We start from the raw sequence: 25,676 nt of genomic DNA, 5'->3' as shown, positions 1-25,676 counted from the left end.
TCATCGGCCATGCCGTTCGGCAGGCCGTACCGCCCACCGGCCGCACGCCACGCCCACACCGCGTGCGCGGCGCCGGATCCCGGATCCCGGATTCCCAGAAGGACATCAGGCGATGACCCCTGCCCTGCTTCCCCGTCCGACCGTCCCCGAGACGGCACCCCCACGCCACACCGACGGCCCCGACGAGTCGACCACCCTGTTGGCGCTCGCCGCCCGCGACGGCGATCCCGACGCGGTGGACCGCTTCGTACGCGCCCTGCACCGCGACGTCCGGCGCTACGTCGCCTACCTCAGCGCCGACCCGCAGTCCGCCGACGACCTCACGCAGGAGACGTTCCTGCGCGCCCTGGGGAGCCTGCACCGCTTCGAGGGCCGTTCCTCGGCCCGTACCTGGCTGCTCTCGATCGCCCGGCGCACCGTGATCGACAGCCTCCGCCACAAGGCCGCGCGGCCCCGGATCTCCGACCGGGACGACTGGCAGGCCGCCGCCGAGCAGACCCAACCGCGTGACCTGCCGGGCTTCGAGGACGGCATCGCGCTGGCCGACCTGCTGGCGACGATCCCGGCCGAACGCCGGGACGTCTTCGTCCTCACCCAGGTCCTGGGCCTGCCTTACGCCGAGGCCGCGACCGCCCTCGGCTGCCCGATCGGCACCATCCGCTCCCGCGTGGCCCGGGCCCGCAGCTCGCTCATGGAGCTCATCGCGGACGCCGAGAGCGAGCGGCGCCGCGCCGACGGGAACCACCGCGCCGGCGTGGCCGCCTGACGGTCCGTCGCGTCCGGCGAGGCGGGGCGGGGGCGCAGGCCTCCCCCGCCCCTCCCGCCCCGACCCTCACCCTGCACCTCACCGTTGGACTTGCCGCGCGCCTCACGGGGCGTCCGGCCTCCCGTAGCGGTCCGCGAGGAGGGCCACCGTCCGGGCGAGGGCCTCGCGCAGTGCAGGAGGGTCGAGCACCTCGGCCTCCGCGCCGAGCGCGAGCAGGTCACCCACCGCCACGGACCCCGCCTCCACGGCCAGTTCGACCCGCACCCAGCCGTCCCCGTCCGGCGGGCCCGCGCCCTCGACGGCCCGGGTGCCCGCCGCGCCGAAGCGCATGGGGAGGAGCTTTCGCGCGCGGGGCGAGATCCGCAGCCGGGCGGTGCCCTGCCGCGTCGCGGCCTCCATGCGCCGGGAGGACTCCTCCCAGTAGCCGGCCAGGTCGAAGCCAGCGGGCCGCTCGAAGGTCGCTCCCGGCACGTCCACCGCGAGGAACCGCGAGACCCGGTAGGTCCGTACGGTCTCCTCCGCCCGCGCCACCACGTACCAGATGCCCGCTTTGAGGACGAGGCCCAGGGGATGCAGTTCCCGGTGCACCTCACCGCTCCACCGCCGGTAGTGGGCGCGCAGCACGCGCTGTTCCCACACGGCCCGGGCGACGGCCTCCAGGTGGGGGACGGGGTCCGCCTCCCGGAACCAGGCCGGCGTGTCCAGGTGGAAGCGGTCCCGGACGCTGCCCGCCCGCTCGGCCAGTGGGGCCGGGAGCGCGGCCGACAGCTTCAGGCGGGCGGTCGCCGACACCGCGCCGAGTCCCAGGTCCCGCGCCGGCCCCGGTGCCCCGACCAGGAAGAGCGAGCCGGCCTCCGCGTCCGTCAGCCCGGTCAGTCGCGTCCGGTACCCCTCCATCAGGCGGTAGCCGCCGGCCGGCCCGCGGTCGGCCACCACGGGGACGCCGGAGGCGCCGAGCGCCTCGACGTCCCGGTAGACGGTGCGGACGGAGACCTCCAGCTCGGCGGCGAGCTCGGGGGCGGTCATCCGGCCGCGGTTCTGGAGCAGCAGGAGCAGGCGGAGGAGCCGGTCGGCGCGCATGGCGCCATTGTCGCCGTACCTGACAGAAGGTGTCAGGTACGGAGGACAGGCTGGTCCCGTCCCGCGCGGAGCAGACCGCGCGGCCCATCCGACAGGACGCGCGCCCATGCCCGTAAAGACCGACGGCCACTTCACCTCCGCCGACTGGAAGGAGACGGCGCTCAGCCCGGGCACCGCGAACCCGAGGCTCGCGCACGCCCGCGTCGCGAACACCTTCACCGGCGGGATCGAGGCCGCCGACACCGCCTGCGCGTACACGATCGCCTACGTCACCGACCTGACCGGGACCTTCGCGGGCATGGAGGTGCTGACCGGCACCCTCGACGGTCGTGCGGGCTCCTTCGCGGTCGAGGAGCGGGGCTCGTTCGACGCGGACGGCACCGTGCGCTGCGCCTTCGAGGTCGTCCCGGGGTCGGGCAGCGGCGAACTGACGGGGCTGCGCGGAAGCGGCGGCTTCACCGCCCGGCACGGCGAACCGACGGTCGCCTACTCCTTCGCCTACGACCTGGACTGACGCGGGCCGGCGGGCCGCCCCTCGCGGGCGGCCCCTCAGCGGGGCGGGGTGGCCGACAGCGGGGTCGCGATCTGTTCCAGGGAGCGGCCCTCGGCGGCCACCGCGTAGAAGAAGGCGACGATGCCGGCGGCGACCATCAGCGCGGCGCCGATGCAGAAGGCGAGCACGGTGTCGCCGACGACCCCGCTGGAGGTGAGTTCGGCGAAGATCAGCGGGCCGGAGATGCCGCCGGCCGCCGTGCCGATGGCGTAGAAGAAGGCGATCGCCATGGCCCGGGTCTCCATCGGGAAGATCTCGCTGACCGTCAGGTAGGCGGAGCTCGCCCCGGCGGAGGCGAAGAACAGGACCACGCACCAACAGGCGGTCATGGTGACGGCGTTCAGCACGCCGGCGTCGAAGAGCCAGGCGGTGGCGAACAGCAGCAGCCCGGACACCACGTACGTACCGGCGATCATGGGACGGCGGCCCAGGGTGTCGAACAGTCGGCCGAGCAGGAGGGGGCCCAGCAGGTTCCCGAAGGCGATGACGGCGAAGTAGTAGCCGGTGGCCCCGCTGGGGACGTCGAAGAACCGGATGAGGATGCTGCCGAAGCCGAAGGTGATGGCGTTGTAGAGGAAGGCCTGCCCGATGAAGAGCGAGAGGCCGAGGACGGCGCGGCGGGGGTAGGAGCGGAAGACGGTCTTCGCGATCAGGCCGAAGCCGACGGCGCCGCGCCGGGTGACGGTGATGGACTCCTCGGGCTCCACCAGCCGTACGCCCTTCTCCTCCTCCACCTGCCGTTCGACGTCGCCGACGAGCCGGTCGGCCTCCTGCGACCGGCCGTGGATGAACATCCAGCGTGGGCTCTCGGGCACGTTGCGGCGCACCAGCAGGATCACCAGGCCCAGCACCACCCCGAGGGCGAACGTCAGTCGCCAGCCGAGCCACTGCGGGAAGAGGTCGGTGTCGAGGGCCAGGACCGACAGCAGGGCCCCGGCGACCGCCCCCAACCAGAAGCTGCCGTTGATGACGAGGTCGACGCGTCCCCGGTACTTGCTCGGGATGAGTTCGTCGATCGCCGAGTTGATGGCCGCGTACTCGCCGCCGATGCCGAAGCCGGTCAGGAAGCGGAAGAGGAAGAACCACCAGGACGAGAAGGAGACGGCGGTCAGCGCGGTCGCCGCCAGGTACACGCCGAGGGTGACGAGGAACAGCTTCTTGCGGCCGTAGAGGTCGGTCAACCGGCCGAAGAACAGGGCTCCGGCGCAGGCTCCGGCCACGTAGAGGGCCGCCGCGAGGCCGGTCACCTGGGCGTCGGTGATGTCGAGCCCGCTGCCCTCCTCGGAGAGCCGCCCCGCGATGTTGCCGACGATGGTGACTTCCAGGCCGTCCAGGATCCAGACGGTGCCCAGCCCGATCACGATCATCCAGTGCCACCGCGACCAGGGCAGCCGGTCCAGCCGTGCCGGGACCTTCGTGGTGAGGGTCCCCGTCTCCCGCTCCGACAGATCAGCCATGCGGTCGCGCATGCCCGACCCACCGGGCCGCAAACGGAGCCGTCCGGGTGGCGGGCCGACGAGGGCCCGGCCCGCCGGCCGGACGGGATGCGTTACGGCGCCAGTCGGCAGGCCGTCACGGCGGTGCCGTTGGTGACGCCGCCCGCGGTGAGGCCGGAGACGCACTGCTCGTGTTCGCCGCCCGACCCCGTGGTGCAGGCCGTGCGGATCGAGACGGGCACCTCGCCGCCCATGAGTTCGCGCTCGACCTGGTTGATGCAGGCCGAGACGTCCGCCTGCGCGGCGGGGGCCGTGAAGGCGAGGCCGCCGACGGCGAGCGTCAGGCCGGTGAGGACACCTGCGATACGGGTCGACGTGCGGGTCGACGTGCGCATGGGACGCACCTGCTCTCCGGGGTCGTGGCGCGGGGCGGCACGGGGGCCGGACCGCGTGGGAACGGCGCCGAGCGCGGGCGGCCGGCGCGCGGTCGTCGGGCCCGGGCCCCGCCCGGGACCGGCTCGGCAGGTCTTCCCCTCCTACCGTCGACGCTAGAGCAGCCCCCTGCCCCGCGCACCCGCTGGACCTTCGCCCGGACGCCGTACCGGAGCCGGACGCGTCGTACCCCCGCCCCGACGGACGGGGGCGGGGGTACGGGAGCGGGCGGGGCCGGTCAGGGGCAGCTGACGCGGAGGTCGCCGGGGTCGGTGGTGCAGGTGTCGGTGCCGGATCCGCCGTTGGCGGTGTCGTTGCCGGAGACGGCGTCGGTGGTGGTGAGGCGGTCGTTGCCGTAGGAGCCGGTCAGGGTGTCGTTGCCCGGGCCGCCGTTCAGGGTGTCGTCTCCGAAGCCGCCGTCGAGGTTGTCGTTGCCGAAGCCGCCGTGGACGGTGTCGTTGCCGTAGCTCGCGTTGACGGTGTCGTTGCCGCCGAGGCCGCAGATCACGTCGTTGGAGAAGCCGCCGTTCAGCGTGTCCGCGCCGCTGGTGCCGATGAGGGTGCAGCCGCGGGAGTTGTTCACCGAAGTGCTCGCCGTGGCCCGGTTGTTCGAGGTCACCGGGTCCTGCTGGGCGGCGACCGCCTCGGCGGTGTCGGTGATCGTGCCGACGGCCCGCGGCTCGGCCGTCACGGTGACGGTGGCGCTCGCGCCCGGGGCCAGGGAGCCCAGGGCGCAGCCGGCCGTCGTGGCGGTGGTCGTGCAGGTGCCCTGCGAGGGCACCGCCGAGACCACGGTCGCCCCGGCTCCGGCGAGGGTGTCCGTCAGCGTGACGCCGGTCGCGCCGGCGGTGGAGGCGGCGGAGTTGGAGACCGTCACCGTGTAGGTGGCGCGGTCGCCGATGCTCACGGTGGTCGTGCCCGTCTTCGTCACGGCCAGGTCGGCGGTCGGCGTGGGCGGCGGGGTGCCGTCGCCGCCCTCGTAGCGGGCGAGGGCGAAGGAGAAGCCGGCCCCGTAGCCCGCCGCGACGATCTTGCCGTCCGGCTGTACGAGGACCCCTCGGGCCTCGTCGAAGTCCCCGAAACCGGTGATCACGAAGCCGTCGCCGCCGAAGCCGGTGTCCAGGGTGCCGTTGGCGTGGAAGCGGGCCAGGCCGAAGTCGTTGGCCTCGGAGCCGTTGGGGTCGTCGGCGCGACCGGCGAGGACGATCTTGCCGTTCGGCTGGAGGGCCATGGCGTTGGCGGTTCCGCCGTCGCCGGGGAAGTTGACGGTGGTGCGGCCGCCGGTGCCGAAGGAGGCGTCGGGGCCGCCGTCGGCGTTGTAGCGCAGGAGGGCGAGCCCGGCGCCGCCGGAGCCCGCGGCGAGGATCCGGCCGTCGGGCTGGACGGCCACGGCGTTGCCGAACTCGGTGCCGCCGAAGTTGGCGGTCACCGTGCCGTCGCCGCTGAAGCCGGTGTCGAGGGTGCCGTCGGGCAGGTAGCGGGCGACGCCGATGTCGAAGGCGGTGTTGCCGACGTAGCCGACCGCGACGATCTTCCCGTCCGGTTGGAGGGCGAGGCCCCGGGCGATGCCGCCGACGTCCTGGGGCGAGGTGGGCGTGAACCCCGCGACCACCGCGCCGTCACCGCCGAGGCTCGGGTCGAGGTCGCCGTCGGCTTCGAGCCGGACCAGCGCGAAGCCCCCGCCGGGGCCCTTGCCCGCGGCGACGATCCTGCCGTCGGGCTGGACGGCCACGTCCGCGCCGTCGGCGGAGCCGCCGAACTCCTGGACCCGCACCAGGCCGCCGTCGCCGAAGCCCGTGTCGAGGGTGCCGTCGGGCAGGTAGCGGGCCACGGAGAAGAAGCAGCAGCCACCGCCCTCCTCCGCGATCACCTCGGTGGTGCCCGCGACGACGATCTTCCCGTCCGACGGCTGGATCGCGACCGCGTTGGCCGTGTGGCTGCCGCCGCCGAAGTCGTCGCTCGCCTTGCCGTCCCCGGAGAAGCCGGGGTCGAGGGCCCCGCCCGGCGTGTAGCGGGCGAGGGCGAAACCGGCCTCGCCCAGGCCCACGACGACCAGCTTGCCGTCGGCCTGCCGTGCGATGTCGTGGCCCTCCGCGTAGGCGCCGAACGGCGTGGTCACCCGGCCGTCGGTGTCGAAGGTCGGGTCCAGGTCCCCGGGGGCGGCCAGGGCGGTGCCGGGCAGGGCGAGCGCCAGCGTCAGGCCGAGCGCGGTCAGCGCCCCGGCCGTACGGCCCGGCCTTCGGCGCCGCTCGGCGGGTCCGGTGTGTGCGTGGGTCATGGGCGTACGAACCTCCGGCTGGGCGGGGTACGGGGGGCAGCGCACAGCTTCGTACCGTCGCCCGCCGCCGTTCCCGGAGCCGTGCCGTACGAGGCCCGCCGGGCGCACGGGAACCACCCCGGCGGAGGAGCGCGCGCCGCCGCGCGGGCCACCGGCCGCGCGGGGGCGTCGGTGGCGCGGGGGCGGACGGGGCGCCTGTGCGGGGCGGATCGGTCGCCGGCGCGGGGCGTCAGTAGATCCGCACGCCGCGGTCGATCAACGGCTCCGGGTCCGTTCCGCGCTCCGCGCAGCCCCTCGCGTGGCGCGCCGCGAGGGTGCCGAGGTGCTCGAACACCGGGTCCGAGGAGTCCGTCCGGTGCCAGGCCACCAGCCGTACGACCGCCCGCGCGCGGGCGGCGCCCAGCCCGGCGAGCACCCCCCGCGTCAGGGCCCTCTCGTAGCCCTCGTCGTACTCCGGCCGCCACACGGTCGCGTCGAACTCCACGGACGCGGGCTCGCCTTCACCGGCCGGCTCGAAGTCCAGCTCCACCCGCCCGTAGGTCGGCGCGCAGTTGCCGCGGCTCTGCGGCGACAACACGCTTACGCCCCGGACCGGTACCGCCCACACCGCCGCGCCTCCGCTTCTCGAAATCCGCCCGCGCCCGCGCGGGAGACCGCTCCGGGCGACCCACCGCACGAAGTCCCGCCCCCGAACCGTCCCCCGAATCCTGCGGGGCGCCCCACCAGGTAAGTATGCTCAAGCAATGTCTGACACGACCGAGACCTCACCCGGCTGGCTCACCGACGACGAGCTCGAAACCGCCCGGGCCCGGATGCCGATCCTGTACGTGGAAGCCGTGCCCGTACGCGTCGACGACAGCGGCGAAGTCACCAGCATCGGGCTGCTGCTGCGCATCGGCCCGGACGGAACGGTCAACCGGACCCTCGTGTCCGGCCGGGTCCTGTACCACGAGCGGGTCCGCGACGCGCTGTTGCGCCACCTGGAGAAGGACCTCGGCCCGGTGGCGCTGCCCCGGGTGCCGGCCGCGCTCCAGCCCTTCACCGTCGCCGAGTACTTCCCCACCGCGGGCGTCACCTCGTACCACGACCCGCGCCAGCACGCCGTGTCCCTCGCCTACATCGTGCCGGTGAGCGGTGACTGCCGTCCCCGTCAGGACGCCCTCGACCTGGTGTGGTTCAGCCCGCAGGAGGCGGCCTCCCCCGCCGTGCACAGCGAGATGCCGGGCGGGCACGGGGTCCTGCTGAAGCAGGCGCTCGCGCACGTGGGACACACCTACTGACGCCTCGTCCGATCCGGCGCCGGCCGCCCCCGCCCCCGGCCCCGGGTCCCGCCACGGGATCCAGGGCCGGGGGCGATCGGTCGTCGGCCGTCGGCCGTCGGTCAGGAGCGCGTCGCGGCCAACCAGATCTGGAGCTCCACGTCGCCGTCGCCGACGAGGACGTACTCCTGGAGGACCACCAGTCGCTCGCCGACGCGCCAGGTCGAGGACCGTTCCCCGTCGCCGCAGCGGAGGTACTCGGCCTCGATCGGCGGCAGGGCGGGCCCGTAACGGTCGGTGAGGCGGGCCGTGAGGGTCTCGAACACCTCCTCGAAGCAGGCCTCCGCCCGGTCCTGGAGCCAGGGGTACTCCGCCAGGACCTCCGCCCGGAGGAAGGCGCTCGCGACGCGGTGCATCGCGCCCTGCCGCACGTCGTCCCGCTCGTCCTCGTCGAGGGCCTCGATGTCGTAGGGGTCCTCGGTGCGGTCGAAGATGAGGGAACGGGGCCGGAAGGAGCGTTCCGGCCGCGCCAGGAGTTCCCGGGCGACGGCGGCGGTGTCCCCCCGCCAGGACGGGCCGTGGTCCACGTACAGGTCGGCGTCGGGGGCGAGGTAGGGCCAGGCGCGCGGGAAGGTGTCCGGCCCGGCCGCGCCCTCCCACGTGGTCCGGCCCGCCGCGTCGCGCAGCGACACGGCGGCGCCCGCCTCGCCGGGCACCACGCGGCACACGTCGCGGCCGTCGCGGTCCACGTGGACGACGGCCCCGTCGTCGGTGACGAACGGCGCGAGCCCGTGGACCTCGTCGAAGCCGACGACCCAGGCGTCGTCGTCGGTGAGCGGCTCGCGATGGTCGCAGGGCGTGAACGAGCCGTCCGTGCGCAGCACTCCCCAGCGCTGCGACGCGTCGTCGCGGGCGACGGCCGCGCCGCCGCGGGAGAAGGCCTCGGTCCAGCTGTAGCCCCGCTCGATCGCCTCCGCCCCGGTGGCGTCGAGGTAGCCGCGGGTGTAGCCGTCGCCCACCTTGAGCAGGCCGCAACCCAGGTGTCGGTCCATCTCGTTGGCGGACCGGATGACCAACTCGCCCCGGCTGTCGACGAAGCCGGAGAACGAGGCGCCGATCCGGCCGCCGATGACGTACGCGAGGCCGTTCTCGTCGAACGGCTCCAGCATCCGGAAGGACGGCTCGACGATCCACTCGCCGCGGACGTCCACCAGCCCCCACAGCTCGTCGATCCGCACGGGGGCCGCGCCGCCGGCGCCGTAGGGGCGCGCCCCGTCGAACCGGGCCTCGACGACGAGGTTCCCCTCGCGGTCGACGTAGCCGCAGCGCCCGCCGTCGGCGAGGCGTACGCCCGCCGTGCCGAGCGGGCCGAAGGGGCCGGCGGCCCGGAAGCCGGGGGCGATGACGAGGCGGCCCGTCGGGTCGACGTAGCCCGCGCCCTCCTCGGTGGTGACGACGGCCAGCCCGTGGTGGAAGGGTTGCGCGTCGGTGAACCGGGCCGGGACGACGTGGGCGCCCGCGGTGTCGGCGTACCCCCACAGGCCCGCCGTCAGGAACCGGGAGAGGCCCTCCCCGTCGAAGGGGCCGGCCCAGTCGAGGTCGAACGCGGCGAGCGGGCGGCCCGAGGCGTCGAGGTAACCCCACCGCCCCGTCAGATCGGCGGCGGGGGCGACGAAGCCGCCCCGGCCGTCCGGGTGGAAGGGTCCGACGTGGCCGAGGTCGGGCGGGCGTATCAGCGCTCCCGATCCGTCGACGAGCGCCCACCTCCTGCCGAACGGGTCGCGGCCGTCCACGGGGACGGCGTACGGCGCGGGCGGCGCGGGGCGCGGCGGGGTCACGGGGGCTCCCGGGGTCGTGCGGGTGGGCGGGGCGCCCGTCCGCCGGCGCGGCGCGGGCCCCGACCGAGGGGTACGCGGCCCATTGTGCGCGAGGGGTCCGACAGCGGGTGGAGTGCGGCGAGGTGCTGCGGAACGCGGCGGGGTACGCCCCGGTGCGGCGGATATTCGGTGCCGCGCCGGGCGGCGAGGGGGCAGACTCACGGCATGGCGGACATGTGGGCGTTCAGGGAAGCCGTCGGGGACTGGGCGGCCGGCGGCCCCGACGCGCGGGCGCGGGACCTGGCGGTGCGGCTGGGGCTGCGGACGGCGGTCCTGCTGGAGGGGCTGAGCGACCTGGCGGCCGTCGAGGCACTGGCCGCCGCGCGCGGCCGGGACCTCGCGGCCGAGGGGGTGTGCGTCCTGTCGATGGGCGGCGCGATGAACGTCGGCCGCTACGCGGGCCTGCTCGGCCCGCCCGGTCTGGGCCTGCGCCTGACCGGACTGTGCGACGTGCGCGAACTGCCGTACTACGAGCGCGGTCTGGAACGGGCCGGCGCCCCGCGCACGGGCGTCTTCGTGTGCGAGGCGGACCTGGAGGACGAACTCGTCCGCGCGCTGGGCGCGGACGCGGTCGAGGAGATCTTCCGCGCCGAGGGCGACCTGCGCGCCTGGCAGACCCTCCTGCGCCAGCCCGCGCACCGGGGCCTGTCCCGGGACGGGCGGTTGCGGCGTTTCCTCGGCACGAAGAAGGGGCGCAAGATCCGCTACGGCCGGCTGATGGTGGAGGCCCTCGACCCGGCCCGGGTGCCGGCTCCGCTCGACGGCCTCCTGGCGACCCTGTGACCGCCGGCCGCGCCCGCATGACGGGGTGTCAGCGGCCGGCTTCCGCGAGGCGGGCCGCGAGCCCGTCGAGGATCAGCTCCAGGCCGTAGCCGAACTCGGCCCCGTACTCGTATCCCGGGCGCAGCACGTGGTGTTCGGTGAACTCCACCAGGTGCGGGTACTCCCCCGCGGGGAAGCCCTCCAGGAGCTCCCCGACGGCCTCCTCCACGTCCTGCGGGGCGAACGGCAGCGCCGCCTCCGTCAGGGCGAACCCGTAGACGTAGCTGTCCAGCAGGGAGTACGCGTGCGCCGCGAGGGCGTACGGGAATCCGCCGCGCTTCAGCACGCCGAGGACCGCGTCGTGGTGGCGAAGGGTGGCCGGGCCCGGGTGCGCGCGCGATTCCAGCACGGCGGTGGCCCAGGGGTGGCGGGCCAGCACGGCGCGGGCGCTGTGCGCGCGCCGGCTCAGCGCGGCGCGCCAGTCGGGGCCCTCCGGCGGCAGCTCGATCTCGGCGAAGACGGCGTCGACGATGCCGTCGAGGATCGCCTCCTTGTTCGGGACGTGGTGGTAAAGGGACATCGGCTTCACGCCGAGGCGCGCCGCCAGGGCCCTGATCGTCAGTGCGGCGACGCCGCCCTCGTCCGCGAGCGCGACCGCCGTCTCCAGGACCCGGTCGCGGCTGAGGGGAACCTGCGCGCTCACTGCTCTCCGTCCCGTCGGGGGTGGGTTGACTTCCGGCCCCAGGGTACCGTACTAAGTAAGTCGTACTTAGTACGGTAGAGATCGACGCCGACCCGGGCGGCCGGGGCGGACAGTGAGGATCGGGTGGTGGCGATGGGCGGCGCGACGGGCGGCGCGATGATGAGAGCGGTCGTGCAGGTGGGTTACGGGGGCCCGGAGGTGCTGGTGCCCACCGAGGTCCCCCGACCCGAGGCGGGCCCCGGCCGGGTGCTGCTGCGGGTGCGGGCGGCGGGAGTGGACCGGGGCACCTGGCACCTCATGGCGGGCCGCCCGTACGCGGTACGGGCGGCGCTGGGCCCGCGCCGCCCGCGCGTGCCGGCGACGGGGCTGGACGTGGCGGGCGAGGTGGTCGCGCTGGGCCCGGGGGTGTCCGGGTTCTCCGTCGGCGACGCGGTGTTCGGCACGGCGCGCGGGGCGTTCTCCGAGTACGTCGCGGCCCGCGCCGACCGGATCGCGCCGAAGCCGGCCCGGCTGGGCTTCGAGGAGGCGGCCGTGGTCGCCGTGTCCGGGCTCACCGCGCTCCAGGGACTGCGCGACGCGGGGCGGGTGCGGGCGGGGCAGCGGGTCCTGGTGACGGGCGCCTCCGGCGGGGTGGGCACGTACGCCGTGCAACTGGCCAAGGCCTTCGGGGCGGAGGTGACCGGGGTCTGCGGCCCGGCCAAGGCGGACCTGGTGCGCTCGTTGGGCGCCGACCACGTCATCGACTACACCCGCGAGGACGTCACCGCCGGCGGCCGGCGCTTCGACCTGATCCTGGACCTCGCGGGGAGCACGCCGGTCGCCCGGCTGCGCCGGGTGTTGGAGCCGGACGGCACGCTGGTCGTGGCGGGCGGCGAGGACGACGGCGACTGGCTGGGCCTCGGCCGGCAGTTCCGGGCGCTCGCCCTGTCGCCGTTCACCCGGCAGCGGCTCACCATGCTGATGAGCCGACAGAGCCGGGCCGGCCTCGACGACCTGGCGGCCCTGATCGAGGCGGGCTCGTGCGCCCCGGTCGTGGGGGCGGTGTTCCCCCTGGAGCGGGTCCCGGACGCACTGGCCCTGCTGACCGACGGCGGGGCGCGCGGCAAGATCGCCATCACCGTCTGACGGGACCCGCTCCCCCGCCGCGCCGCCCGGCCGGCGCCACTTCGACGACGGGGCCTACGGCACCTCGGGGGCCACGCCGGGGCGTTCGCGCCAGAACGCCCCGGACGTCGCTCGGCGCACCAGCATCAGGACCACGCCGGCGCCGGTCAGGAAGAGCGCGATGACCAGCGGGGCGCCGAGGCCGAACCAGGCGGTCGCGCTGGAGGCGTTGCCGGGGTCGGCCATGTCGGCGACGGACTCCACCAGCAGCCAGAGCAGCAGGGCCGAGCCGAGCAGCGGGCCCGCGCCGAGCAGCAGGAAGGGGCCCGGGCCGCGCAGCAGTCGACGCCGGTACCAGACGGCGCAGGCGATGCCGGTGAGGGCGTAGTAGAAGGCGATGAGCAGCGACAGCGCGGTGAGGGAGTCGGCGAGGGCGTTCTCGCTGATCCGGTGGATGACGACGTACCAGACGGTCGCGGCGGCGGCGACCCACCAGGTGCCGGTGCCGGGCGTGCCCCGGCGGGCGTCCACGCGGGCGAACGCGGCGGGCAGGGCCCGGCGGCGGGCCATGGAGAGGGCGGTACGGGAGGCCGGGATGATGGTCGTCTGCGTCGAGGCCAGGGCGGACGTGGCGACGGCGAGGAGCAGGACCCAGTCCCAGGCGCCGAGCACCTCGCGGGCGAGGGCGGCGAAGACGTCCTCCTCGGCGTCGGCCTGTCCGGCGAGGTAGGCGGTGCCCGCGTAGGCGACGACGGCGAAGGCCACGGCCAGGTAGGTGACGAGCAGGACCACGGTCGACCAGATGCCGGCCCGGCCGGGGGCGTTGGCGGAGTCCTTGGTCTCCTCCGTCAGGTTGACGGCGGATTCCCAGCCCCAGTACGCGAAGACGCCGAGCAACAGGCCTCCGGTGAGGGCGGATCCGCCCGCCCCGAAGGGGTCGAGCCAGTCGACGGACGGGCGGACGGCGTCCAGGGAGCCCGTACCGGCGTACACGCGGTGGACGGCGACGGCGGCGAACACGACGAGGCAGACGACCTGGAGGAGGACGAGCACGTTCTGGACGCGGGCGGACACCTCGGTGCCGCGTACGCACAGCCAGGACATGAGCAGGATCAGCGCGACGGTGAGGGCCTCGCGGACCCACGGGTCCTCGGCCAGGCCGTCGGCCCCGACGGCGAGCAGGCCGAAGCCGACGGCCACGTCGGCGAGGGAGCCGACGACGAGCACTCCGGTCATCGCGATGGCCCAGCCGCCCAGCCAGCCGGTGGTGGGGCCGAGGGCGCGGGTGACCCAGGAGAAGGTCGTGCCGCAGTCGGGGTCGGCCCGGTTGAGGAAGTGGAAGGCTGAGGCGATGAGCAGCATCGGGACGAAGGACGCGAGCATCACCCCGGGGGCGTGTACGCCGACCAGGGCGACGAGGGGTCCGATGACGGCGGCCAGCGAGTAGGCGGGCGAGGTGGCGTTGAGGCCGATGGCGAGGGCGTCGAGGAAGCCGATCGCGTCGGGTTTGAGGGTGCCCGCCGGGGCTGTGGGGGCGGCGGTGACGGTCGTGGCGCCCGGATCGGCCGGTGCGGCCGTGGCCGTAACCGTGGCCGTGGCGGCTCGGGGGGTCGTCTCCGGCGGGGTGTCTGCGGCCATCGTCCCTCGCTGTGCTGGGTGCGGTGTGCGGGCCGCGCCGTGGCGGGCGCGGTGTGAACAGGGCGTGAACTGCGAAGAGGAAACCCGCGCGGGCGCCAAGGGGTCAATGGTGTTGGCGTAAGGGTCCGGACGGCGGGGCCGGTCAGCGGGTCCGCGGGCCCTGGAGCCGGGCCTCCGCGCTCGCGAGCAGCATGTCCAGGGCGACGGGGTAGGCGCTGTGGTTCATCCGGGCCGCGAGCAGCCTCTTGGTCGCGGCGATGTGCGGGTACTCGTCGGCCGGGAGGTGGGCGTAGGTCGATTCCCACTGGCCCTCGTCGGAGGAGCGGGAGGGTTCGGCCAGGGCGAGGGAGCCGGCGTCGAGGGCCGCGAAGGCGAGGCTCTGGTCGATGAAGGCGTGGTAGATCAGGACCGCCTCCGGGTCGGGGAAGCCCGCGGTGCGCAGGATGCCGAGGACCGCCTCGTCGGCGGCGATCTCGCGAGGCCGGCCGGTGACGCGCCCCGCGGTCAGCACGGCCGCCTGGGGGTGGGAGAGGTAGGCGCCGTGGATGCGCAACCCGAGTTCCCTCAGGTCGTGGCGCCAACGGCCGGTGGCCTCCCAGCCGTCGAGGGCCCGGCCGATCAGCTCCTCGCCGATGGCGAGGGTGAGGCCGTCCATGCCGTCGAAGTACCGGTAGAGGGTGCTGGGATCCGCGCCGAGGGCGGCGCCGAGCCGGCGCGCGGACAGGCCGGCGCTGCCGTGTTCGCGCAGCATGCGCAGGGCGGTGTCGACGATCAGTCGCTCGGACAGGACGGTGCCCTGTCGGGTGGGTCGCCGCCGCCGGCGGGCTTCCTCGGGGACCACGGGCTTCGCCATCAGGTGCCTTCCTCCCTTATGCCAACACCATTGACCTTATCTCGCGGCCCCGGCTTTCATCCCTCCCATGAGGCGCGGATCTCCGCGGACCTCGTCGAGAGAGGGTTTTCGTCATGCGTGTTCTGCTTGTGGGCGCCGGTGGCGTCGGTACCGCGATCACCCGGATCGCGGCCCGCCGGGAGTTCTTCGACGGCTTCGTGGTCGCCGACTACGACCTGGCCCGCGCCGAGGCCGCCGTGGCCGCGCTCGGCGAGGCGGGCGGCGGTCGGTTCCGGGCCCGTCGCGTCGACGCCTCGGACGAGGCGGCGGTGGTCGCGCTCCTCACCGAGGAGGAGTGCGACGTGCTGCTGAACGCCACCGACCCGCGCTTCGTGATGCCGCTGTTCGAGGCGGCGCTCGCGGCGGGCAGCCACTACGTGGACATGGCGATGTCGCTGTCGCGGCCCCACCCGGAGCTGCCCTACGCGCGGTGCGGGGTCAAGCTCGGCGACGAGCAGTTCGAGCGGGCCGACGCGTGGGAGAAGTCGGGCCGGCTGGCCCTGGTCGGCATGGGCGTGGAGCCGGGCCTGTCCGACGTCTTCGCCCGGTACGCGGCCGACGAACTCTTCGACACGATCGAGGAGATCGGCATCCGCGACGGGGCCAACCTGACGGTCGAGGGACACGAGTTCGCCCCGTCCTTCAACATCTGGACCACGATCGAGGAGTGTCTGAACCCGCCGGTCGTCCACGAGCGCGACCGGGGCTGGTTCACCACCGAGCCGTTCAGCGAGCCGGAGGTCTTCGACTTCCCGGAGGGCATCGGACCGGTCGAGTGCGTGAACGTCGAGCACGAGGAGGTGCTGCTCGTCCCGCGCTGGGTGGACGCCGACCGGGTCACCTTCAAGTACGGCCTGGGCGAGGACTTCATCGGCAAGCTGAAGACCCTGCACGCGCTGGGTCTGGACTCCACCGAGCCGGTCACGGTGCGCGGCGCGGACGGCACCCCGGTACGGGTCTCCCCGCGCGACGTGGTCGCCGCGTGCCTGCCCGACCCGGCCACGCTGGGCGACCGGATGTCGGGCAAGACCTGCGCGGGGACCTGGGTGAAGGGCACCAAGGACGGCCGGCCGCGCGAGGTGTACCTGTACCACGTGGTGGACAACGGGTGGTCGATGCGCGAATACGGTTCGCAGGCCGTGGTGTGGCAGACCGCGGTCAACCCGGTCGTGGCGCTCGAACTGATGGCCGGCGGGGTGTGGGCGGGATCGGGCGTGCTCGGCCCGGAGGCCCTTCCGCCGCGCCCGTTCCTGGACCTCCTGACCGCCTACGAATCCCCCTGGGGCCTGCGCGAACAGGGCTGACCCTCCCCCTCGCCCGCCCCCGGGCCGGCGCCCCCGCCCCGGAGGCCCCGGCCCGTCCCGCGTACCGCCCGACGCCCCACCCGGGCATCATGGGTGCGTGGACACACACCGGGATCCGCCGCTCCACCCCCGAGGCCCCGGGCCCGCGCGAGCGGGTCGGGGGAACGCTCGCTCGGGTGGACGGTGCGGGATGTCGACACCGCGCTGTACTGGCTCGGGAGGGAGGGCGGGACGCCGCGATCGGGTTGAGGGCACGGCGTGTTCACGTCGTGCACGGCTGTCCGTCGCCCGGCGACGGTGAGCCCTTCACGCGGGGGGTCGAGTCTTCAGCCGCCATTGCCGCACCCGTGTCCGACCGATCGCTGGAGACTCCTGGTGGACCCTCATCGTCCCGATCACCCGTCTCGCCCCGCTCGCCCCGTCGCGGCCGCCCTCGCCCTGACGGCGGCGTTCGCGGTGCTCGCCGGCCTCGTCGGTGCCGCCCCCGCCGCGGCCCAGGGGCCCCGGGGCGACCGGTTGCCCGCCGTCACCCCGGTGGCGGAGACCGCCACGCTGTTCGACGACCCCGAGGGCGGCAACGCCAACGCCGACGACCCCGCCATCTGGCGTGACGACGCCGACCCCGACCGCAGCCTGGTCGTCGCCACGGCCAAGGAGGGCGGGCTGCGGGTCTACGACCTGGCCGCGCGCCAGGTGCAGGCGCTTCCCGCACCGGCGGCGCCGGGTCCCGACCACGCGCCGGGCCGGTTCAACAACGTCGACCTGGTCCACCGGATGCGCCTGTCGACCGGTCGGGCGGACCTCGCCGTCGTCACCGACCGGGGCAACGACCGGCTCCGCTTCTACCGCATCGATCGCGACCGTCCCGGCGGCCCGCTGACGGACGTCACCGCGCCGACCGCCGCCCCGGTGTTCTCCGCCTCCCAGGCGGAGATCGACGGGCAGCGCACCGCGTACGGCCTGGCGACCTGGACGGACCGGGCCACCGGCCGCTCCTGGGCGCTGGTCAGCCGGCGTCACGAGACCCGGATCGCCCTGCTCGAACTGATCGCCGCGCCCGGCGGCACGGTCGACTACCGCCCGGTGCGGACCCTGGACCTGCCCTCCTCCTTCCGGCTGCCGAACGGCTCCTCCTGGACCCCCTGCGGCGAGCCCGGCGAGGGCCCGCAGGTCGAGGGCATGGTCGTCGACCCCGCCGACGGCACCCTCTACGCCGGCCAGGAGGACGTCGGCGTCTGGCGGGTGCGGGCCGATCTGACCTCGAAGCCGGTGCTCGTCGACCGGGTTCGCGCGTACGGGGTCCCGGCCGTCTACGACGAGGCCCGCGAGGAGTGCGTGCCCGGCGCCGACCCGGGCTTCGGCGGGCGCCGGCTGTCCGCGGACGTCGAGGGGCTGACCATCGTCGACGAGGGCCGCGGCAAGGGCCGGCTGATGGTGTCGAGCCAGGGCGACGACACCTTCGCCTTCTACGACCGCGACCGCGACCGCGAGGAAGGCAACGCGTACGAGGGCGGCGTACGGATCACCGCCCGTTCGCGGGAGCTCGACGGCTCCGAGGAGTGCGACGGGGCCGCCGCCCTGAACCGGCCGCTCGGGCGCGCCTTCCCCCGCGGCCTCCTCGTGGTCCAGGACGGCCACGACGCTCCCGAGGACGGACCGCGCACCGCGACGGGCTTCAAGTTCGTGGACCTGGGCCGGGTCCTGGACGCCCTGGACGACTGACCCCCCGACCGGCAGGCCGGCCGCGGGGGCGTACCGGATCGGACCGGTGCGCCCCCGCGGGGTGGTGGCGGGTCAGCGGTCCTGGGAGAGGCGGACCAGCTCGGCGAAGGAGCCGTTGAGCGCCACCAGTTCCTCGTAGGTGCCCTGTTCGGCGATGCGTCCGGAGTCGAGGACGATGATCCTGTCGGCGAGGCGGCAGTTCTCCATCCGGTGCGTGACGATCACCGTGATCCGGTCCTGCTTCATGTCCCGCAGGCCCGAGAAGACCATGTGTTCCCCGCGCGGGTCCATGGCCGAGGTGGGCTCGTCCATGACCAGCAGCCCGGGCCGGCGGTGGAAGGCGCGTCCGCAGGCCAGGCGTTGCCACTGGCCGCCGGAGGGTTCGTGACCGCCCCAGACCGTGCGGGCCAGCAGGGTGTCCAGACCGTCGGGGAACTCCCGTACGGCCGTCCGCATGCCCACCGCGTCCAGCGCCTCCCACACGGCTTCCTCCCCGCGCGGGTCGGGCCGGCCGAGCGTGATGTTCTCCCGCGCCGAGAAGGGCCAGTACCCGTAGGACTGGGTGACGAGGCCGACGTGCCGCCAGGCGGTGCGCTGGTCGGCGTCGGAGGTCGGCACGCCGTCCCAGGTGACGGTGCCGAGGGTGGGGGCCGTGAGCGAGGTCAACAGCCGGATCAGGGTGGACTTCCCGGCGCCGTTCTCCCCGATGACGGCGACGACCTCGCCGCGCGCCAGGGTGAGGGAGATCGGTCCGAGCGCGGGCGTGTCCTTGCCGGGGTAGGTGTAGCCGGCCTCCTCCAGCCGGATCTTCTCCGGCGGGTTCTCCATCACCTGCGGGCCGCGTGGGCCGGACTTCGCGGCGGCGTCCTCGACGAAGGCGGTGTAGTCGCCGAGGTAGAGGGCGTGCTGGAACATGGCCGCCCCGTAGACGACGAGTTGCGACAGGGCGGCGGTGGAGGTGCGCATGGCGACGATCGCGGTGCCGGCGGCGGCGAGGGCCATGGACCCGCCGAGGACCAGCCCCGCGAGGGCCCCGTAGGTGGCGACGACGAAGAACCCGGAGGCGGTGGTGGCGACGAGGTGGACCGCGAGGTAGCGGGGCGCCGAGGCGACCATCCTGGAGTCGACGCGCTCGCAGACGGCCGCGTACCAGTGGTGGGCGTAGGGCCGCATGCCGTTGCCGCGCAGCTCGTCGGCGAGCTTCGGGGTCGTCAGGTGCCAGCGCATCATGTGCTTGATGTTGCGGGAGGCGACGGTCTCGTTGTGGAGGCGGTGGTCGAGGCGGGCCGCGTACACGGAGCCGAGGCCCCGGGGGACCACGGACAGCAGGAGCAGCGGCAGCAGGGCGGGGTGGACGACGGTGAGGACGGAGGCGACGGCGACCATGTCGATCAGCCCGCCGGTGAGGCCGAGCGCGTCCTGGAGGAGCATCGCGGAACGGGCGGAGCCGGTCTCGGCGGCCTCGGAGCGTTCGGAGAAGTCGGGGGCGTCGTAGGCGGCGAGCTCGACGTCCATGTGGGCGTCGACCATGGCGAGGTCGGCGAGGGTGGCCATGCCGGGGTTGAGGCGGCGCGCGGCGCTGCCGGACGCGAGGGAGGCCAGGGCGCCGAGCGCGGTCATCGCGGCGGCGAGGGCCAGGGGCCAGGCGGCGGCCCAGAGGCGTTCGCGGACGCCGTCGCCGGTCAGGAGGGGGACCATCGCCTGGGAGATCGCCGCCAGGCCGGCGGCGGTGCAGACGCCGCCGAGGATCTGGGCGGCGACCAGCACGCGGAACGCGGTGCGGTTGACGGCGAGGGCGAGCCGCGCGGTCTGCCGGAGGGCGGAGGGGACGCGCCGGGCCATCTGCCCGAGCGACAGGGTCTCCATGGTGTCGTTGTGCCGCCCCCGGGCGTAGGTGAACTCGGGGAGCGTCGGGGCGGACGGGGCGGCGGACGGTGCGGCGGATCCGTCTTCGGCGGGGTCCTGTTCGGGGGATCGCTCTTTCGTGTGCTGTGGCTCGGACACGCGTCTTCTCCTTCAACCGGTTCGTCGTGGAGGCCGGTTCGACGCTCGTGCGCGCAGGGTGGAGAGGCCCGGCTCCGCGGGTGCGGAGGGGCCGGCGCGTGGTCGCGGGAACCGGAGGAGTGAGTAGAGCGCAGTGCGGTGGCCGGAGCAGCGGGATCTGGTCGACCTCGCGACGACGCCTCCCCCGGGGCGGCCGCTGATCGTGTTCGGGGGACGCCGGGCCCATGGGCCGGGGAGAGGGCGAGGTTGGCCGAAACCGGCCGGTGCGGGGGTCGGTCGGCGACAAAGCACTTGCGGCCCCGCGTCACGGTCCGGATCCGACGCGGCGCGCGACGCCGGCCCGCGTCCACAACACCGTTGCGCCGGCGCGGGTTTGGGACTCGGACCGCGAGGAGAACCTCCGGTCGCCGCGGTCAGGGCGCTAGGGCCTGTCGTCAAACTCCTGTCGTCGCCCGGGGGGGGGGCGGGGGGTTTTAGAAACGGCCGAGCAAAAGTGGGCGCCGGGGTCCGCGGCCGCGGAAGCGGGCCAGGGGTCGTCAAACTCCTGTCGTCGCCCGGAGGGCAGACGGGAGTTTGACGACAGGCCCTAGCTACGGTCCTCGCCGGTGACCGCGGCCTCGTACGCGAGCAAGGTGTCGACGAACAGCCGCCGCTGATCCGGGGTCAGGGGGGCCAGTGCCGTGCGCCAGGCGGCGGCGCCCGGGGCGAGCCAGGCGGTGATCGCGGGTTGCTGGTCGGCCGCGATGGCGATGATCCGGCGGCGCCGGTCGGCTTCGTCCTCGCGCCGTTCCAGGATGCCCTTGCGGCTCAGGTCGCCGATCAGCAGGCTCACCGTCGTCGGGGCGACCTTCAGTCGGGCGGCCAGCTCGTTGACGGTCATCGGCCCGTCGAAGAGCAGGTAGGCGAGCAGCGAGAGGTGGCGCGGCGCGAGCGCAAAGGACCGCAGGGCCTCGGGCACGGGGATCTTCTTGACCTGGGCCACCATGCGCGGCATGAGCAGCAGCAGGGACCTGACGATGTCGTCGGCCCCGTTGTCACCGCCGTTGTCACCGCCGCTGCCGCCGCCTTCGCGCCCGGCGTCCTGTGCGGCGTCGCGCGCCTCGGACCTCGACATCGCACACCCCTCCCTATTTACCTTTGCCTTCAAAGGTGTTTTGCTTTGATTGCAAAGTGAGCTGTTCCCCATCGTACGCACCGACGTGAACGGAGTCGCCACCATGCCCCACTTCAGCGTGCACATCCGGGAGGAAGCCCTCGACGGGACAGTGGAGCCGAAGCTGATCAGGGCCCTGGCCGATGCGGTCGGCGCCGTCTACGGCGAGGGGTTCCGCCGTCTCGTCGGGGTGGACCTGATCGGCATCCCGCGGCACCGCCGGGGCGTCGGCGGCGTCCCGGCCGACGGCGACGCCCCTCTCGTGACCCTCAGCATGCGCGAGGCCGCGTACCACGTGCCCGAGGTCCCGGACGCTCCCGCCCGGCTGATCGGCGCCACCACCGACGCACTGGCCGGCGTGCTCGGCGAGGCCGTCCGCGGGCAGGTGATCGTGACGATCGTCGGCGTCCCCGACGGCCGCACCGGGGTCGCCGGCGCGGTGGCCTAGCCGGCGTCGGTCGCGGGCGGAAGCGGCCCCCGGAGCGGGGTGACCGACGGGGGTCTTGATCGTTCAGCAGGTCATGATCGACATCAAGAAGTTCGACCTGAAGAAGCCCGCCCTCCTGATCGCCGCCTGTGCGGTCACCCTCTTCGCCGCCGCGCCCGCGTTCGCCGAGGTCCACAGCCAGTGCGGCCGGTACATCTGTGTCATGACCGCGCACCACAACCGGTTCGTGCAGGACATCACCGTCCAGACCAAGGACGGCCTCCCCGGGACGCTGCGCTCCTACTGGGGCGACTTCCACTCCTCGAAGGTGCGGGCGGCGAGCCACCGGTGGGCGGTCGGCTACGAGCAGTCCGGGGCCAAGCTCGTCTGCGGCGGCCTGGAGCGTGACGGCCGGGTGATCGAGGACGGCATCTGCGTGACGATCTGACCCCACGGCCCCACACACCCACGACCCCACGACCGCCAGTCGCCCCGCCACTTTGGCGGGGCGACTTCCCCGTGACGGCGTCAGTCGGCGGGCGCGGCGTCCCGCCCCCCCGGGGTGAAGGTCACCGGCAGGCTCTCGGGGCCGCGCAGCCCGCCGGCGCGGTGCGGGATCTCCCGCTCCGGCACCGCGAGGGCGAGCCCGGGGAGCCGGCGCAGGGCGGCGTCGATGGCGATCCGCCCCTCCAGCCGGGCCAGCGGGGCGCCCAGGCAGTAGTGGATCCCGTGCCCGAACGCGAGGTGGGCGTTGTCCCGCCGGGTGATGTCCAGCCGGTCGGGTTCGGGGAAGCGTGCCGGGTCGCGGTCGGCGAGGGCCGCTCCGATCAGTACGGTCGCACCGCGCGGGACACGTACGCCGGCGATCTCGACGTCCTCGCGCGCGAAGCGGGCGATCCCGGGGCTGACGGGGCCGTCGTAGCGCAGGAACTCCTCGATCGCCCCCGGCATCAGCTCGGGGTCACGGCGCAGCAGGGCGAGCTGGTCGGGGTGGGCGAGCAACAGGGCGATGCCGCCGCCGATCAGGTTGACGGTGGTGACGTGGCCGGCGACCAGCAGCAGGAACACCATGGCGACGAGTTCGTCCTCGGACAGGCGCGCCTCCTCGTCCCGGGCGGCGATGAGGTCGCTCAGCAGGTCGTCTCCGGGGTGGGCCCGCTTGGCGCCGATGAGGTCGGTGATGTAGGCGCGCATGTGCCGCCACGCCTCGTCGACCACGGCGGGGTCGGGGGGCTCGGCGCCGCGCATGAGCATGCGGTTGGTCCAGCGTCCGAACGCGTGGCGGTCGTCCGCGGGGACGCCGAGCAGTTCGCCGATCACCGTGATCGGGAGCGGCAGGGCGAAGTCCGCGACGAGGTCGGCGCGGCCGGTCGGGACGACCGCGTCGAGCAGCCCGTCGGCGATGGCCCGGATCCGGGGTGCCAGGTCGGCCACCCGGCGGGCGGTGAAGGCCTTCGCGACCAGGCGGCGCAGGCGGGTGTGGTCGGGCGGGTCACTGCGGAGCATGTTGCTCAGCATCGACGCGCGTTCCGACGCGGGCAGCTGTGCCAGGAGCCGGGGGTCGGAGGCGTCCCGTACGTCGCTGCTGAGGCGGGTGTCGGAGAGGGCCGCGAGTCCGTCCTCGTAGCGGGTGACGAGCCAGGCCTCCAGGCCGCCCGCGAGGACGACCCGGCGGACCGGGCCCTCCTCGCGCAGGCGTTCGTAGAGCGGGAACGGGTCGGCGACGAAGGCCCGGTCGGCGTAGGGCAGGACGGTCGGCTGCTCGCTCATGTGGCCTCCCGGAGTGGAGCGTCCCCGGTGGGGACGGGCGCGTGGATTCGGTTCGCTCGTCCGTCTCCCTCGCCCGTCTCCCTCGCCCGGTTCCCTTGTCCGTTTCGCTTGTCCGGTTCCATTGTCCGGTCCCGGGCCCGGGGACGCCCTGGTCAGCGCAGCGATTCCTTCGGGGGGCGCTCGCGCAGGGCGCCGTAGGCGAGGAAGTAGGCGGGCACCCGGTTCAGCCACCGCGACTCGGTGATGAGCTCGGTCAGCCGTTTGGCCCGCGCCGGATCGTCGAAGGCGACGCGGCCGGCCAGCAGCGGCTCGATGACCTGGGTGTGCGCCAGACGCTGGAGGCCCTGGGTGGCCACGGTCGTGGGGAGACGACGGTGCTGCACGCGGCGTACGTCGCGCAGCCCCACGGTGCCGGCGAGGAGCGGGCGCACGAGGTGGCGGGCCGCCGCCACCGCGTCCTGCACGGCCAGGTTGATGCCGATGCCGAAGACCGGCGACATGGCGTGGGCGGCGTCGCCGATGCACAGCAGCCCGGGTCGGTGCCAGCGGCGCAACCGGTCGAGTCGTACGTCGAGGAGTTTGACCTCGTCCCAGGAGGTGAGGGCGTGGGTCCGGTCGGCGAGCCAGGGGACGGCGTCGGCGAACTGGGCCGTGAAGCGGTCCAGGCCCTCGGCCCGCCGCTCGACGTCGGTCCCCTTGGGGATGAGGCCCGCGCACTGCCAGTAGTCGCCCCGGTCGATGAGGGCGGCGAAGAAACGCTCCCCCAGGCCTCCCACGAGCCCGCTGGGGTCGTCCTCGTGGCGCGGGATCCGAAACCACCAGGCGTCCATGGGGCAGGGGAAGCTCTCCAGCCCCAGTCCGGGCAGGGCGCGCGCCAGGGAGCCGCGGCCGTCGCAGGCCACGGTCAGCGCGGCGCGGATCTCGCCCGTGTCGCCGTCGGCGGTGCGGTAGCGCACGCCGGTGACCCTGCCGCGTTCGATCAGGAAGGACGTCGCCTCGGTGTTCATGCGCAGGCTGAAGGACGGCTCGCGGGCGGCCTCGTCGGCGAGCAGGTCGAGCAGGTCCCACTGGGGGACCATCGCGATGTAGTTGTACGGACCGCGCAGCGCCCCGATGTTCCCGACGGTGACGAGGGACCGGTCCGGGCCGATGGGCAGCTGTACGGAGGTCACCCGCCGCTGGGGCAGGCGCGCGAAGCGTTCCGCGAGGCCGATGGTGTCCAGCAGCGACAGGGTGGAGGGGTGGACGGTGTCGCCGCGGAAGTCGCGCAGGAAGTCCCCGTGCTTCTCCAGTACGGTCACCTCCACCCCGGCCCGGGCCAGCAGCAGGGCCAACACCATGCCGGCGGGCCCGCCTCCCACCACACAGCAGGCCGTTCGTTCCACGGCGACCACTCCCTTCGCGACGTCGGGCACTCCCCCGAGGACGTATACCGCACCGCGCGCGGCGAAGGGGGGCAACCGCGACGACACGCGGCGGGCGATCGCCTTGTGGCGGGGGGCCGTTCGGGGCAATCTGGGCGGCCGGGGAGGGAGGGGTCCACATGGGCGGGGCCGGTGGGGCGGGCGGGTCGGTGTCGATCGCGGTCGCGTGGCTGCTGTTGGCGCTCGCGGCGGCCCTGCGCGTACGGGGCGCCCGGTCGGCGGGGGCGGGGCCGCTCGGCGGGACGCCGTCCCCGGTCGCGGTGGGGTTGCTGCGCGGGGGCCCGCTCGGGGCGACGCGGACCGCGTGGGTCGAGCTGTACCTGGCCGGGGCGGTGGAGCCCGGGTGGCGCCGGACCGTACGCTGCGTCACCTCCCACCCGCCGGCGGGGTGTTCCGAGGTGGCCCGCGCGCAGCACCGCGTGCTGTACGGCGAACGGCACCCGGGAGCACTCCGGCGCGCCGATCGAGTGGAGGGGGCCGTCCGGGGCCTGCGGCGGGAGCTGGAGCGGGCGGGGCTGATGGTGTCCGCCGGGCGGACGTGGACCGTACGGGCCCTGCTGATCGGGGTGTTCGGCGCGGCGACGACCGGGGCGTGCGCGGGCGCCGTCACGGCGGCGGCGCTCTGTCTCGCGCTGCTCGCCGACGCCGCCGCGGCGGTGTTGTGGGTGGGGTCGCGGCGGACGTGGCGCGGTGCGCGCCTCCTCGCGCGGATGCGCCGCGAGCGGCCCGGCGTACGGGCGCCGGCCGGGGCGGGAGCGGACGAACTGCTGCTGCGGGTGGCCCTGTTCGGCGCCCCGGCGCTGCGTGCCGGGCTGCCCCGCTTCACCGAGGAGAGCGGACTGCTGACCCGTCCGCCGAGGCGGGCACCGGACCGGGGAGGCGGCTCGGGGGACGCGTCGGCGAACTGCGGCGGGTGCGGCGGCTGAACCCGTCCGGCGCGGCCGGGGCGGGTGAAGGCAGGCGGGTGGCGGGCGCGCGAACGTGCGGGATCGGTCGACAGCGCCCCACTTTTCGGACACATGTTCGTATCGCGCGAGGAATCGCGGCTTTCGAGCCCGAGAATGTCATCGGGGTGGCGTGAGCGCCCGGAGT

Annotated in this window: 23 protein-coding genes; 10 read left to right on the top strand and 13 right to left on the bottom strand. The window is 74.6% G+C overall.

The window, feature by feature from the left end:
- Nucleotides 1-112: 112 nt before the first annotated feature.
- On the top strand, nucleotides 113-766 hold the full coding sequence (locus AB0D01_RS24065; protein ID WP_363058504.1) for a sigma-70 family RNA polymerase sigma factor: 654 nt from the start codon (nucleotides 113-115) through the stop codon (nucleotides 764-766).
- A gap of 102 nt (nucleotides 767-868) precedes the next feature.
- Here AB0D01_RS24065 and AB0D01_RS24060 read toward each other — a convergent pair whose 3' ends face one another.
- Complete coding sequence (locus AB0D01_RS24060; RefSeq protein ID WP_363058502.1) at nucleotides 869-1,846, bottom strand: WYL domain-containing protein; 978 nt, start codon at nucleotides 1,844-1,846, stop codon at nucleotides 869-871.
- Between the two features lie 106 nt (nucleotides 1,847-1,952).
- Between AB0D01_RS24060 and AB0D01_RS24055 the strand changes: the two genes are divergently transcribed.
- On the top strand, nucleotides 1,953-2,360 hold the full coding sequence (locus tag AB0D01_RS24055; RefSeq protein WP_363058500.1) for a DUF3224 domain-containing protein: 408 nt from the start codon (nucleotides 1,953-1,955) through the stop codon (nucleotides 2,358-2,360).
- 35 nt (nucleotides 2,361-2,395) lie between these two features.
- Here AB0D01_RS24055 and AB0D01_RS24050 read toward each other — a convergent pair whose 3' ends face one another.
- The 4 genes from AB0D01_RS24050 to AB0D01_RS24035 form a co-directional block, all read right to left on the bottom strand.
- Nucleotides 2,396-3,856 carry an MFS transporter gene (locus AB0D01_RS24050; RefSeq protein ID WP_363058498.1) on the bottom strand — a complete coding sequence of 487 codons (1,461 nt, stop codon included), beginning with the start codon at nucleotides 3,854-3,856 and terminating at the stop codon, nucleotides 2,396-2,398.
- A gap of 92 nt (nucleotides 3,857-3,948) precedes the next feature.
- Nucleotides 3,949-4,230 carry a hypothetical protein gene (locus AB0D01_RS24045; RefSeq protein WP_363058496.1) on the bottom strand — a complete coding sequence of 94 codons (282 nt, stop codon included), beginning with the start codon at nucleotides 4,228-4,230 and terminating at the stop codon, nucleotides 3,949-3,951.
- Between the two features lie 275 nt (nucleotides 4,231-4,505).
- The gene (locus AB0D01_RS24040) at nucleotides 4,506-6,545 is read right to left on the bottom strand and encodes a calcium-binding protein (RefSeq protein ID WP_363058494.1); all 2,040 of its coding nucleotides are present in this window, start codon (nucleotides 6,543-6,545) and stop codon (nucleotides 4,506-4,508) included.
- A gap of 229 nt (nucleotides 6,546-6,774) precedes the next feature.
- Nucleotides 6,775-7,119, bottom strand: coding sequence for a hypothetical protein (locus tag AB0D01_RS24035; protein WP_363058492.1), 345 nt, complete (start codon nucleotides 7,117-7,119; stop codon nucleotides 6,775-6,777).
- A 169-nt stretch (nucleotides 7,120-7,288) separates the two neighbouring features.
- On the opposite strand from AB0D01_RS24035, the gene AB0D01_RS24030 reads away from it, so the two are divergent.
- On the top strand, nucleotides 7,289-7,825 hold the full coding sequence (locus AB0D01_RS24030; RefSeq protein WP_363058490.1) for an NUDIX hydrolase family protein: 537 nt from the start codon (nucleotides 7,289-7,291) through the stop codon (nucleotides 7,823-7,825).
- Between the two features lie 101 nt (nucleotides 7,826-7,926).
- Here AB0D01_RS24030 and AB0D01_RS24025 read toward each other — a convergent pair whose 3' ends face one another.
- The gene (locus AB0D01_RS24025) at nucleotides 7,927-9,642 is read right to left on the bottom strand and encodes a WG repeat-containing protein (protein ID WP_363058488.1); all 1,716 of its coding nucleotides are present in this window, start codon (nucleotides 9,640-9,642) and stop codon (nucleotides 7,927-7,929) included.
- 204 nt (nucleotides 9,643-9,846) lie between these two features.
- Between AB0D01_RS24025 and AB0D01_RS24020 the strand changes: the two genes are divergently transcribed.
- The gene (locus tag AB0D01_RS24020; protein WP_363058486.1) at nucleotides 9,847-10,464 is read left to right on the top strand and encodes a TOPRIM nucleotidyl transferase/hydrolase domain-containing protein; all 618 of its coding nucleotides are present in this window, start codon (nucleotides 9,847-9,849) and stop codon (nucleotides 10,462-10,464) included.
- A gap of 28 nt (nucleotides 10,465-10,492) precedes the next feature.
- Here AB0D01_RS24020 and AB0D01_RS24015 read toward each other — a convergent pair whose 3' ends face one another.
- Nucleotides 10,493-11,146 carry a TetR/AcrR family transcriptional regulator gene (locus AB0D01_RS24015; RefSeq protein ID WP_363058484.1) on the bottom strand — a complete coding sequence of 218 codons (654 nt, stop codon included), beginning with the start codon at nucleotides 11,144-11,146 and terminating at the stop codon, nucleotides 10,493-10,495.
- Between the two features lie 132 nt (nucleotides 11,147-11,278).
- Between AB0D01_RS24015 and AB0D01_RS24010 the strand changes: the two genes are divergently transcribed.
- On the top strand, nucleotides 11,279-12,271 hold the full coding sequence (locus tag AB0D01_RS24010; protein ID WP_363058683.1) for an NAD(P)-dependent alcohol dehydrogenase: 993 nt from the start codon (nucleotides 11,279-11,281) through the stop codon (nucleotides 12,269-12,271).
- 54 nt (nucleotides 12,272-12,325) lie between these two features.
- Here the strand turns inward: AB0D01_RS24010 and AB0D01_RS24005 are convergent, their stop codons facing one another.
- Nucleotides 12,326-13,888 carry an APC family permease gene (locus AB0D01_RS24005; protein ID WP_363058482.1) on the bottom strand — a complete coding sequence of 521 codons (1,563 nt, stop codon included), beginning with the start codon at nucleotides 13,886-13,888 and terminating at the stop codon, nucleotides 12,326-12,328.
- Between the two features lie 142 nt (nucleotides 13,889-14,030).
- On the bottom strand, nucleotides 14,031-14,741 hold the full coding sequence (locus AB0D01_RS24000) for a TetR/AcrR family transcriptional regulator (protein ID WP_363058480.1): 711 nt from the start codon (nucleotides 14,739-14,741) through the stop codon (nucleotides 14,031-14,033).
- Nucleotides 14,742-14,854: 113 nt separating this feature from the next.
- Here AB0D01_RS24000 and AB0D01_RS23995 point away from each other — a divergent pair, with 113 nt between their 5' ends.
- Together AB0D01_RS23995 and AB0D01_RS23990 are read left to right on the top strand one after the other, a co-directional pair.
- Complete coding sequence (locus AB0D01_RS23995) at nucleotides 14,855-16,084, top strand: saccharopine dehydrogenase C-terminal domain-containing protein (protein ID WP_363058478.1); 1,230 nt, start codon at nucleotides 14,855-14,857, stop codon at nucleotides 16,082-16,084.
- Nucleotides 16,085-16,540: 456 nt separating this feature from the next.
- On the top strand, nucleotides 16,541-17,806 hold the full coding sequence (locus AB0D01_RS23990) for a phytase (RefSeq protein ID WP_363058681.1): 1,266 nt from the start codon (nucleotides 16,541-16,543) through the stop codon (nucleotides 17,804-17,806).
- 72 nt (nucleotides 17,807-17,878) lie between these two features.
- Here the strand turns inward: AB0D01_RS23990 and AB0D01_RS23985 are convergent, their stop codons facing one another.
- A complete protein-coding gene (locus tag AB0D01_RS23985) occupies nucleotides 17,879-19,810 on the bottom strand; it encodes an ABC transporter ATP-binding protein (protein ID WP_363058476.1) in 1,932 nt (643 codons plus the stop codon).
- A gap of 586 nt (nucleotides 19,811-20,396) precedes the next feature.
- A complete protein-coding gene (locus AB0D01_RS23980) occupies nucleotides 20,397-20,804 on the bottom strand; it encodes a MarR family winged helix-turn-helix transcriptional regulator (RefSeq protein ID WP_363058679.1) in 408 nt (135 codons plus the stop codon).
- A 223-nt stretch (nucleotides 20,805-21,027) separates the two neighbouring features.
- On the opposite strand from AB0D01_RS23980, the gene AB0D01_RS23975 reads away from it, so the two are divergent.
- Nucleotides 21,028-21,411 carry a hypothetical protein gene (locus AB0D01_RS23975; protein WP_363058474.1) on the top strand — a complete coding sequence of 128 codons (384 nt, stop codon included), beginning with the start codon at nucleotides 21,028-21,030 and terminating at the stop codon, nucleotides 21,409-21,411.
- A gap of 55 nt (nucleotides 21,412-21,466) precedes the next feature.
- Nucleotides 21,467-21,838: a hypothetical protein gene (locus AB0D01_RS23970; protein ID WP_363058472.1), complete on the top strand. Its 372-nt coding sequence runs from the start codon at nucleotides 21,467-21,469 to the stop codon at nucleotides 21,836-21,838.
- A gap of 80 nt (nucleotides 21,839-21,918) precedes the next feature.
- On the opposite strand, the gene AB0D01_RS23965 is transcribed toward AB0D01_RS23970, so the two are convergent.
- Nucleotides 21,919-23,160: a cytochrome P450 gene (locus AB0D01_RS23965; RefSeq protein ID WP_363058470.1), complete on the bottom strand. Its 1,242-nt coding sequence runs from the start codon at nucleotides 23,158-23,160 to the stop codon at nucleotides 21,919-21,921.
- Nucleotides 23,161-23,312: 152 nt separating this feature from the next.
- Nucleotides 23,313-24,545: an FAD-dependent oxidoreductase gene (locus AB0D01_RS23960; protein WP_363058468.1), complete on the bottom strand. Its 1,233-nt coding sequence runs from the start codon at nucleotides 24,543-24,545 to the stop codon at nucleotides 23,313-23,315.
- 158 nt (nucleotides 24,546-24,703) lie between these two features.
- Between AB0D01_RS23960 and AB0D01_RS23955 the strand changes: the two genes are divergently transcribed.
- A complete protein-coding gene (locus AB0D01_RS23955) occupies nucleotides 24,704-25,510 on the top strand; it encodes a TIGR04222 domain-containing membrane protein (protein ID WP_363058466.1) in 807 nt (268 codons plus the stop codon).
- The last annotated feature ends 166 nt before the right edge of the window (nucleotides 25,511-25,676 follow it).

The sequence above is a fragment of the Streptomyces sp. NPDC048606 genome, from assembly GCF_040650855.1.
GTDB lineage: Bacteria > Actinomycetota > Actinomycetes > Streptomycetales > Streptomycetaceae > Streptomyces.
The sequence above is the reverse complement of the archived record's forward strand: the minus strand, read 5'-3'. Positions and strand labels throughout refer to the sequence as shown.